The sequence below is a fragment of the Methanoculleus sp. MH98A genome (assembly GCF_000691865.1).
Taxonomy (GTDB): domain Archaea; phylum Halobacteriota; class Methanomicrobia; order Methanomicrobiales; family Methanoculleaceae; genus Methanoculleus.
The window spans coordinates 1-10037 of the sequence record NZ_JMIO01000023.1 but is presented as its reverse complement, the minus strand read 5'-3'; the positions used below and the strand labels follow the sequence as shown (position 1 = coordinate 10037).

The following is a 10037-nucleotide window of genomic DNA, read 5'->3' as shown; positions in this document are numbered from 1 at the left end:
CTTCGGAACACCACTGTCCGGATATCCTATGATACCGACAGAACCCGGCTCCACGCGAAGACCTACACGTTCCACAGGAACAACGGCTTCTCCACATCCTATATCGGGTCATCTAACCTCTCGAACCCCGCGATAACGAGCGGCCTTGAGTGGAACGTCAAGGTCACCGAGCAGGACTCATATGACATCATCCAGAGGATCGAGAAGACGTTTGAGACCTACTGGAAAGATCCGGAGTTCATCGAATACACGCCGGAGAGCCGGGAGCGGTTGCAGCGTGCCCTCTCAAAGGAGAGGCGGAGCGAGATTGATCTCCGCCCGGTCTTCGATATCAGGCCCTATTATTACCAGAAAGAGATCCTCGAGCGGCTGAAGGCGGAGCGGGAACTGCACAACAACTACAGGAATCTCATAGTCGCCGCAACCGGGACGGGGAAGACGGTCATATCTGCGTTTGATTACAAAAGCCTCGTCCAGAGGCCGGGGGGATATCCCCGTCTGCTCTTCGTTGCTCACCGTGAGGAAATCCTGAAACAGAGCCTCCAGGTCTTCCGGGGAGTTCTTAAGGACCAGAACTTTGGGGATCTTCTGGTCGGAGGGAACGAGCCTGCGCAAATCGAGCATCTCTTCACCTCAATCCAGAGCCTGAACAGCAGAAACCTCCCGATGATCACACCCCCGGACTATTACGACATGATCATCGTCGACGAGTTCCATCATGCCGCTGCGCCCTCGTACCAGAGGCTGCTCACTCACTACACCCCGAAGGTCCTCCTTGGACTCACCGCGACACCGGAACGCATGGACAATCTTGACATCCTCGAGTATTTCAACGAAAAGATCTCTGCTGAGATCCGGCTTCCTGAGGCAATCAACCGAAAACTGCTCGCCCCATTTCATTACTTCGGTGTCACCGATGTCGTCGACCTCGATACCGTGCCCTGGAAGCGAGGAACCTATGATCCCGCCGAGCTCTCCAGGCTCTACACCGGGAACCAGCAGCGGGCAGACCTGATCATCAGGGCTGTGCAGGACTACACGACCGATCTCCACGACATCATCGGGCTCGGGTTCTGCGTCTCCGTTGAGCACGCTGAATACATGGCTGCAGCGTTCCGGGAGGCGGGTATCCCTGCGGCCTGTCTTCACGCCGGAAGTTCACGGGAAGAACGTTCCACCATCCAGAAGCGGCTGGTCACCCGGGAGATCCACTTCATCTTCGTCGTCGACCTCTACAACGAAGGCGTTGATATCCCCGAGGTGAACACCATCCTCTTCCTCCGTCCCACCGAGAGCCTCACAGTCTTTATCCAACAATTTGGACGAGGGCTCCGCCTCTCGGACGGGAAAGAGTGCCTGACGGTCCTTGACTTTGTTGGCAATCACAACAAAAACTTCCCGTTCGGTGAGAGGATTGCAGCGCTTCTCTCTCCTGGCGGGAAAACCCTGGTAGAACAGGTCTCTCGTGACTCTTATTCGCTTCCGAAGGGCTGTTATATCCACTTCGAGGAGAAGGCCCGGGAAAGGGTTCTTGCAAACATCAGGGCAAACATAACGAATCGGGCCACGCTCATCCGCAAGATCCGTTCGTTCGAAGATGAGACCGGCGAACCCCTCAGTTTCAAGAAATTCCTCCAGCGTTACAGCCTGCAGCCTCTCGATGTTTACCGAAGGGGCACGTTCTGTTCGTTGGCCGCAGAGGCGGGCGTATACCCGGGGACCTACGCGGATGAACGCCTCTTCCCCAGGACCGCCGCAATTAGACTGGCGACACTGAATTCCCCGGAAGCAATCCGCCTCATCAGAGCTGCGCTCTCCGACCCCTGCCATTACTCGCCGGCGGCTCTCTCGGACCGCGAGAAGAGCATACTGGCACTCTTCTACTACTCGCTCAGCGATGTACCTCTTCGTGACGAGAATATGGGTATTGAAGAGATCTTCTCCGATCTCTTCGCATATGATGAGATCCGGCGTGAGATCTGCGACCTCCTTGAGTATAACGGGGCACATATCGAGTTCCTCCCAAAACCTGTCGACCTTGGTTTCGAGAACGCCCTTGAACTCCACGCTACGTACACCCGGGCCCAGGCTTTTGCAGCACTCGGCCACTATACCCTGACCTGGAAACCGGCAGGCGGCAGCCGGGAGGGGGTTGTGTACCTGGAGGATAAGAAGGCCGATGTGTTCCTGGTCACCCTGAATAAGACCGAGGAGCACTACTCGCCCACAACGATGTACAAAGACTACGCGGTCAACGAGGACCTCTTCCACTGGCAGTCCCAGAGCACCACTTCGGCGTCTTCGCCGACCGGCCGGCGCTATATCGAGCATGAACGGCGGGGGAGCAGGGTCCTTCTCTTCGTCCGCGAGTACAACAAGGTCGACGGCGTCACGCAACCGTATCTCTTCCTCGGCACCGCCCGGTACGTCTCCCACGAGGGGAGCCGGCCGATGAGCATTACCTGGGAACTCGATGACCCGATGCCGCCGGGCTTCTTCCTGAAAGCGAATAAGATGGTGGTTGGATAGCGGCCTGCCGAAACCTACATCGTGCTGAGCATCGGATCATGAATGAATGAACCCCTGTTTGCCCGGAGGAGGCGTGGTACCATCCCGATGAACCACCGGTGCCCGGCCGTCCTGGTCCACGGGTGGCGGAGCCATCCCGGCATCTGGAACCGTCTCGCCCCGGCGCTTTCCGGGGCCGGTGTGCCCTTCTGGAACTTCGACCATACGGCGATGCAGGGCGCCGGGACGGAGACGATCGCCCTCGCTCTCCAGGACTACATCCACGCAAAAAGGAAGGAGACCGGGTACGGCGGCCCGGTCGACATCGTCTGCCACTCGATGGGGACATGCATCGCCCGGTACCTCCTCGAAGCCCTCGACGGCAATGCACGGGAGGAGGACGTCCGGCAGCTCGTCGGGATCGGCCCCCCGAACAACGGCTCGGCCATGGCCGAACTCTTCAACGACCCCGAACACGGCCCGGAGGTGATCCGGCGGCTTATCGGGGTGTTCGTGCCGGAAGACTACGACCCCCGGGAGGACACCATCGTCCAGGAGTTCCGCCCCCGGAGCAGGACCGTGGCGGCGCTCCGCCGTGCCGGAACCCGCGACGACATCGCCTACCGGATCGTCCTCGGCGCGAACCTCACCGAGACCCCGGCATTCTTCCCGGCCTTCGTCGGCAAAACCTGGGAGTTCGCCCCGGACGGCGGGTGGCGGACGACGTATGCCGGCGACGGCATCGTTCCCCACTCCGACTCGCACCTCCCGGGTGCAGGGGTGGACGTACTCCCCGCGGACCCCGGCAACCTGGCCCGGCACCCGGAGCTCTACTGCCACACCATGCTGCCGAGAAACCCCGAGGTCGTCGCCCGCGTCAGGGACTACCTTTCTCTCTCTGCAGGGCCCGCCGTGCGGACTCCGCCCAGGCGCTGATCGCCCGTTCGAGATCCTCGCCGGCCTTCCGTGCCGCCTGCTGGATATGCTCGTGCCCCTCGGGCGTTCCGAAGAGGTGCTGGCCTGCGTTCACCACGTCGTTGACCGCCTTCCGGACCGACTCCGATGCCTCCTGCACCCGCTTCTCGACGGTAGGGGCGGCCACTGCCGGTTCAGCCTCCGGTGCCGGTTCCTCCTCCGGTGCGGGGGCGGGGTCGACGACCCACCGCCCCTGTTCAAAGCGACCTTCAGTCTCGCTCATATGCGTGGGTGTAGGTCAGCCCGGGATAAAAACCTCGCTTTTCTGCACCGCCGTCCCTCCCGCCGGGCGGATGCGCAGGTTCATCTACCCGGAGGACTACAGAGGATACGATATGATCAGGGTTGCCGCCGTCGAGGCATGCGGGCGGGCTCTCTCCCAGGACACCTGCCGGTTCCGGGTTGCACGAGCCGTTGCGTTCGTGCTCCTCTTCCTCCTGGCCGTTCCGCTCCTCCTCGGCTCCGCCTTCGGTGTGTCCCCCGCGGCGGTCCTGGCCCTTATCGGATCGACCCTCCTCCTCCAGGCGGCCGCGGCCGTCGTCGCCCTCTCGCTCGGGATGCACCCGGTGGTCGTCCTGGTCTTCCTGACGTCGGTGGCCGCTGCCGTCCTGGTCGGCATCCTCGAGGTCTGCGACCTCTTTGCCGGGCGTTCCCGGATGGTCCAGGGACTTTTATCGAAGATCGATGCAAAGACAGGGAGTATCGATTACCTGAAGCGCTACGGCGCCCTGATGCTGATCCCGGTCATCTGGATCCCCGGGATTGCCCTCTACGGGACCCCCGTCGTCGCGTGGGCCTTCCAGTACCCGCGGCGGGTCTCTCTCCTCTGCATGCTCGCCGGGTGGGCAATCGCGATCCTCGTGGTCATGGCGGCGACGATGGGGCTCGTTCGCCTGGCGTTCTGATCCCCGGGCAGGCAGGCAGGAAGATTTTTTCCCGCCGCACGCAAGAGATCGATACCCATGAACAGCGACCTGAAGGCGGCCCTCCTCGAGCGGTGCCGGAGGATGGAAATCCCGCTCGTCGGGATCGCGAGCACGGACCGGTGGGAGAACCCCCCGTTCCAACCCTGGATGCCGGAGGAGTTCTACCCGCAGTCGATCTTTCCCGAGGGCCGATCGGTGGTCGTCATCGGCCTCCCGGTTCACCTCCCGGTGCTCGAAACCTCTCCCTCCATCTACTATCACGAACTCTATAAGACCGTCAACACCCTGCTCGACCAGTACACCTACCGGCTCGCCTCCTTCCTCAATGACGAGGGTTACCCCTCGGTCTTCGTCCCCCGGGACGGCTACGGGAGCATCGAGGTGCTCCGGGAAAACCCCGTCGCCTTCTTCTCGCACCGCCACGCCGCCCTCCTCGCGGGGCTCGGGACTTTCGGCGTGAACAACACGCTCCTCACGCCGGAGTACGGCCCCCGGGTCAGGTTCGGCTCGGTCATCACCGCCGCGGACCTCCCGCCCGATCCGCTGCTCGCGGAGAACCTCTGCACCCGGTGCATGCTCTGCGTCGAGGCCTGTCCCGCAGGCGCGCTCGACGAGCGGGATTACCCCGAGGGACTCACCGACAAGGCTGCCTGCGCGGAGAACAGCGCCGAACTCGCCCGGCGCCACATCTCGCCCTGCGGCATCTGCATAAAAGTCTGCCCGGTTGGAGAGGATCGGCGGCACTACGGCCGCAACGCTCCCGGAGGAGGCGAAGATCCTCGCCGCCGCCGGGCCCGGGAGCATGTGCAGAAGTTCGGCGGGTTGTAAGCCCGCCAAAAAAGGATTATTCTTTTCTCACTTTGCCTATCAACTGGTCCATGAGTTCCGGCGCCCGGTCGCGCATGCCGAGCCCGATGATGATGGCGATTGCCGCACCGATGCCGATCCCGACTCCCCAGGCGATCGGGACGACGAAGACATAGATGATCGAGAGGTCGAGCATGAGCTGCTGGAGTGCGAGGATGGCGACGACGAAGTAAAGGAACGCCCGTAGCAGCATCGTGATCAGCCCGAAGCCCTGGATGCTCTGTACCTCCCCCATGTTCTGGAGGATGTCTATCAGCCAGTCGATCAGGATGAATCCGGCGATCAGGATGACGAGGAACGCGACGACGTTCGGGATGTAAGCCACGATGGCCGCAACCGCCGTTGTCAGAGCCGGGATCTGCAGGACGCTGACCGCTGTGAGGATTGCGATGAGGTAGATGAACCAGCGGACGATGACGTCGAAAAGGCGGCTTATGTTCATCGTGGAACGTTCGATCTGCTGGCCGACCGATGTCTTCCGGAGCGCGTCGTCGACGCCGATTCTGTCGAGAACTTCGGAAACAACTCTTCCAAGGATACGCCCGAGGATCCAGCCGATGATGAGGATGACGATTGCTGCAATGAGGTTTGGCAGAAACAGAATAACATTACGAGCCAGTTCTTCAACCGGCTCAAACACCTGAGCCGAGAGATCTCCATTTGTCACGGTATATCACCGGGGGAAGGATATGGCCCGTACTATATAAACCTTGATGCCCCTGCCGCCTCCCGGGTCGTGGGGGTGACGGAGGGGTTTACTCCGGGACCCCGGCCGCCGCTACAGCGCGGGAGCGCCCGGTGTAGCGGTACATCAGGGCAAGAATCGCCGGCATGACGACGATTGCCCCCACGAGCGAGAACCCTACCGATATGACCGTCACGATCCCGAAGTTGCTGATGATGTTGAAGGTCGAGAAGGTGAGCGCCGAGAACCCGAAGACCGTCGTCAGCCCGGAGACCGTGATGGCCGTCCCGATCTTCTGGACGGCGGTCTGGACAGCGTCGAGGAACTCCATGCCCTGGCTGAGTTCCTCCTCGCACCGCTCCATGATCAGGATGGTGTACTCGGACGCGACGCCGATCGTCATCGACCCGAGGACGGCGGTCAGCGGCGTGTATTCGAGGCCGAGGAGGTACATGATCGCGCCGTTCCACCCCACGATGAAGACGATCGGGATGACCGGCGAGACGGCGCCGAACTTCCGGTAGACGAGGATCAGGAACCCGAGGATGAAGGCAAACCCGAGCACGGTCATATACACCCTTGAATCGCTGATGTCGTCCATGACGGCGGCGAACATCTCCATCTGGCCGGTGATCTTCACCGTCACGCCGGCTGGCGGGTTGTTCCACGCAACGTCGTCCTGTATCCTCCCGACGAGGTCGCGGGCGACGCTCATCTCCATGTCGACCGTCGAGAACTCGAGCACCGCCTCCAGGTTCCCGTTGAGGTAACGGGAGAGGGTCTCCTCCGGGATCCGGGCAGTAACATTGTTGACCTCCCTCTCGGTCGAGGGGAGCGTCCCGCCGTTGTACTCCCGGATCAGGGTCGCGACACTCGTGACGCCCGTGATCTTGTCGTTATGCTCCTGCTCGTAGACCCCGAACTGATCTATCCAGGCAAGCGTCTCCGGGGAGAGGACGTCGTCCGCGAGCACGACGACCGGGATGGTGCTTGTCGATCCCATGACCCGGGTAAGTTTCTCGAGGGAGAGAAGGGCGGGCATATCGCCGGGGACGAAGGTCTTTTCGTCCGCACTGACGGGAACGCTCTGGTCGAGATAGAATCCCCCTGCCGCGACCGTCGCAAAGATCAGGATGACCGGGATCGGGTATTTCGCGACGGTGTAGGCGAGCCTGCCGAGGAGGCGGTCGTACCGCTCGATGAGGGATTCCCCTGATGCCGGGGCGGACCCGGGGGCCGCGTCCTCCTTCCTCGGCCGGTAGCGGGTGACGATTGCAACGACCGGGACGATGATGAGCGCCGCGACATAGCAGGAGACGACCCCGATGGTGCAGACCATCCCGAAGTCGGCCACCATGGGCACCGGCGCAAAGAACATCGCGATGAACCCGAGCGCCGTCGCCGACATCGCGATCAGGATCGACGGCCCCATCTGCGTAACGGTGGCCCAGACGGCCTGTGGGATCGTGCCGTGCCGGATCTCCTCGTCGAACCGTGCGTGGAGTTGAATTGCGTAGTCGATCCCGATCCCGATCAGGACCGGGAACGCTCCGACCACCACCATGCTGATGGGAATGCCGAAGAGGCCCATGAACCCGAAGGTCATGATCAGCCCGACGGCCACGATCCCGACCGGGAGCAGGCGGTAGCGGACGTGGGAGAAGAGGAACGTCACCGCGAGGACCATCAGGACCATGGCCACCAGGATCAGCATGCCCGTCTCGGATCCCATTGCCTCGCCCATCTCCTGAGCGAAAGCCGGGTTTCCTGAGACGGTGACTGTGAGGCCGGGCGGGGGCTCCGATATGGCAATGACGGACCTGATGTTATTGAGAACCTGCTGCTGGGCGTCCATCGTGACGCCCGCTTCGAGGTTGATGACGCTGATCGTCATCAGGTCCGAGGGCAGCATCCTCTCCACCATCTCCGGCGGGGCCTGTCCGATGATCGCGTCGATCTCCGCTGTGGACGACGGCAGGGTGCCGCCGTTGGCCTGTTTCAGGAGATCGACGACGCCGGAGACCTCGTCGACGTAACGCTCGTTCCTGAGGTCTTCCTGGAGATGGTCGATATACCTGAGGATCTCGGTACTCCTGACGCTATCCGTCTCGTAGATGAGCATGATTGCGTCGGAGCCGTAGGTCTCGACGTAGTGGTTCAGGAGCGCGCCGCGGGGTGTGCTCTTGTCGAGGTAGGCGTCGTCGCTGGTCTCCATCGAGACCATCGAGAGCCCGAAGCATGCCAGGATGAATATGGCCGCGGCAACCCCGGCGACGGTCCAGGTGTGGTTGTTGATGGCGGCAGCGAGCCACTCGTAGGGGTTTTTCATGCGTGCTCCTCCACCGCCGTTTCCCCGTACTCACCGATGATCGCCATGGTCACCGCGTGAGCAATCTCGCCGTCGCTGCTGTTGCCGGGCTCGATCCCGCAGTCCTCTGCTGTGCGCCGGAGTTTTACGGGGTCGAGGATCCGGTAGCCGCGGCCGTCCTTCCCGGATTTAGCCGTCATCGTGAGAACGGACGAGAGCAGGGATGCTGCGGGGTCTTCGTCCATGGCGAAACGGTGCAGCAGGGCTACGGCTCGCCGGCAGTCCTGTGGAGGGACGAACCCCGCCTCGATCCAGACCTGGTCGGTCTCCTCGATATATGGCTCTTTGCGGGATGTTTTGCGGCAAATTGCTCTTGTGCACGGTGGCTCTCGGGATCCACGGCAGGACCCGGTGTTGCAGGTGGTTGCGCAGTTCACGTCTCTCCTCGTTATAAATGGTTCGTCTGCTGGAGGTAGTGTTTTTGAGGGACAGGATATGAACCTGCTGCAACTCGGGCGGGGACCGGAACCGGAGTCCGTTTTCCCGGCAGGGTTTCCCGCAGCCGGTTCTCGTGCGTCTCTCATACCGATCAGTATTGGATTGTCCGCGGATTCAAGGTTCTCCCGTATATGTACGGTATCTATACGGCCGACGTCCCACACGATGCATGCGCAAGATGACCGTCGAGGTCAGGAACGCCATCTTTGAAGAGGCAACCTTCTCCGGGAACGACCCGTTCTCGGTGCTCACCCCAGGATAGAGGGATCTCTTGTTCGCGGCGAAACGCTACCGGCTACTACGAGTATCCCCGCAGGATTAACAGCCAGCAGTTCGCAGAAAAACCGGGCATCGGCAAGACCACCGCGCTCCTTGCCGGCTACTGACGACAATCTCCCCTGTCGGAGAGGTGCACCGGGGGACGGGCTGTTCGGGCGATGACTCAGCCGCGCCCGAGCCCCGGCCAACCGTTGCCGCCGGATACGTTTCCGGGGCATGCTGATGACGGTTCTCCCGGCTTTCGGAGGGTGGATACATCCGAGCATCGTGTTCAGGTGGTATCGCTCTTCTATGCTGCTCTCGTTTGTCCTTGCCAAAACGGCCTTCTTCGAACCGACCGGGCTTTCCGGCACGTTTTGCACGGAACCGGATCGCTGGCGGCATGGTTCCGGCCTCCGGCAGGGGGCTGCTCCGGTGAAGGGCAGTCTTGCGAGGAGAGTTGAACCCTCTCTCGCTGATCTATCCGTCTCTCCCGCAAACCATAAGTGTGTTGCAACCAAATAGAGGTGCAATGGTTGCCGAAATAGTTCCCGGGCTCCGGGCTCTCGGGATGAACGAATACGAGGCAAGCGTCTACTCCACGCTCGTCGGGCTGCAGAAGGCAACCGCACGAGACATCCACGAAGCAAGCGGGGTTCCCCGGGGACGGATCTACGAGATCTTAAACGACCTGGCCCAGCGGGGCTTCATCGCAGTTGAAGAAGGATCCCCTACCTCCTATTACGTGCTCGAGATCGACGTGGTCTTCGACCGGCTCAAAGAAGATTACGTCCGGACTCTCGACGAGACCCGCGAGGTGTTAAAGAGCCTCTCGGTCAAACCGCGTCTCCCTCCCGATTCGTTCTTCATCCTCAGGAGCGGCTGGGCGATCGAGAACCATCTCTCCTCGCTCTTCCGCCGGGTAAAGAAGAGCATGGTGATCCTCTGCTACGATCCGGCGTTTCTCCGGAAGCACTATGCGGCCATCAAACCGCTCAAGCGCAAGATCGAC

Annotated in this window: 10 protein-coding genes; 6 read left to right on the top strand and 4 right to left on the bottom strand. The window is 61.6% G+C overall.

All coding sequences use genetic code 11. From position 1 onward, the window contains the following. On the top strand, positions 1–2529 hold a 2529-nt coding region (locus tag EI28_RS04590), incomplete at its 5' end, for a DUF3427 domain-containing protein (protein ID WP_048113057.1). Between the two features lie 42 nt (positions 2530–2571). Then, the gene (locus tag EI28_RS04585) at positions 2572–3444 is read left to right on the top strand and encodes a triacylglycerol lipase (RefSeq protein WP_231476588.1); all 873 of its coding nucleotides are present in this window, start codon (positions 2572–2574) and stop codon (positions 3442–3444) included. Here the strand turns inward: EI28_RS04585 and EI28_RS04580 are convergent. After that, the gene (locus EI28_RS04580) at positions 3386–3706 is read right to left on the bottom strand and encodes a hypothetical protein (RefSeq protein ID WP_048113054.1); all 321 of its coding nucleotides are present in this window, start codon (positions 3704–3706) and stop codon (positions 3386–3388) included. The genes EI28_RS04585 and EI28_RS04580 overlap by 59 nt on opposite strands. A gap of 70 nt (positions 3707–3776) precedes the next feature. On the opposite strand from EI28_RS04580, the gene EI28_RS04575 reads away from it, so the two are divergent. Continuing rightward, positions 3777–4388 carry a hypothetical protein gene (locus tag EI28_RS04575; protein ID WP_048113053.1) on the top strand — a complete coding sequence of 204 codons (612 nt, stop codon included), beginning with the start codon at positions 3777–3779 and terminating at the stop codon, positions 4386–4388. 57 nt (positions 4389–4445) lie between these two features. Next, entirely contained in the window at positions 4446–5237 is a 792-nt protein-coding gene (locus EI28_RS04570) for a 4Fe-4S binding protein (protein ID WP_048113050.1), read from the top strand. A gap of 16 nt (positions 5238–5253) precedes the next feature. Here the strand turns inward: EI28_RS04570 and EI28_RS04565 are convergent, their stop codons facing one another. The 3 genes from EI28_RS04565 to EI28_RS04555 form a co-directional block, all read right to left on the bottom strand. Continuing rightward, on the bottom strand, positions 5254–5943 hold the full coding sequence (locus EI28_RS04565; protein WP_048113048.1) for a hypothetical protein: 690 nt from the start codon (positions 5941–5943) through the stop codon (positions 5254–5256). Positions 5944–6031: 88 nt separating this feature from the next. Continuing rightward, positions 6032–8290, bottom strand: a complete 2259-nt coding sequence (locus tag EI28_RS04560) for an RND family transporter (RefSeq protein ID WP_048113046.1) — start codon at positions 8288–8290, stop codon at positions 6032–6034. Beyond that, a complete protein-coding gene (locus tag EI28_RS04555) occupies positions 8287–8706 on the bottom strand; it encodes a hypothetical protein (RefSeq protein ID WP_231476587.1) in 420 nt (139 codons plus the stop codon). The genes EI28_RS04560 and EI28_RS04555 overlap by 4 nt, the downstream gene beginning before the upstream one ends. Before the next feature lie 327 nt (positions 8707–9033). On the opposite strand from EI28_RS04555, the gene EI28_RS14720 reads away from it, so the two are divergent. Next, positions 9034–9153 carry a helix-turn-helix domain-containing protein gene (locus EI28_RS14720; RefSeq protein WP_231476589.1) on the top strand — a complete coding sequence of 40 codons (120 nt, stop codon included), beginning with the start codon at positions 9034–9036 and terminating at the stop codon, positions 9151–9153. Between the two features lie 404 nt (positions 9154–9557). Then, positions 9558–10037, top strand: a 480-nt coding sequence (locus EI28_RS04550; RefSeq protein ID WP_048113045.1) for a TrmB family transcriptional regulator, incomplete at its 3' end; no start/stop codon positions are given.

Bases quoted from the DNA above. Each gene is read 5' to 3' on its own strand.
- EI28_RS04575 (WP_048113053.1), top strand. From the start codon at position 3,777: ATGCGCAGGTTCATCTACCCGGAGGACTACAGAGGATACGATATGATC.
- EI28_RS04585 (WP_231476588.1), top strand. From the start codon at position 2,572: ATGAATGAACCCCTGTTTGCCCGGAGGAGGCGTGGTACCATCCCGATG.
- EI28_RS04580 (WP_048113054.1), bottom strand. From the start codon at position 3,706: ATGAGCGAGACTGAAGGTCGCTTTGAACAGGGGCGGTGGGTCGTCGAC.
- EI28_RS04560 (WP_048113046.1), bottom strand. From the start codon at position 8,290: ATGAAAAACCCCTACGAGTGGCTCGCTGCCGCCATCAACAACCACACC.
- EI28_RS04570 (WP_048113050.1), top strand. From the start codon at position 4,446: ATGAACAGCGACCTGAAGGCGGCCCTCCTCGAGCGGTGCCGGAGGATG.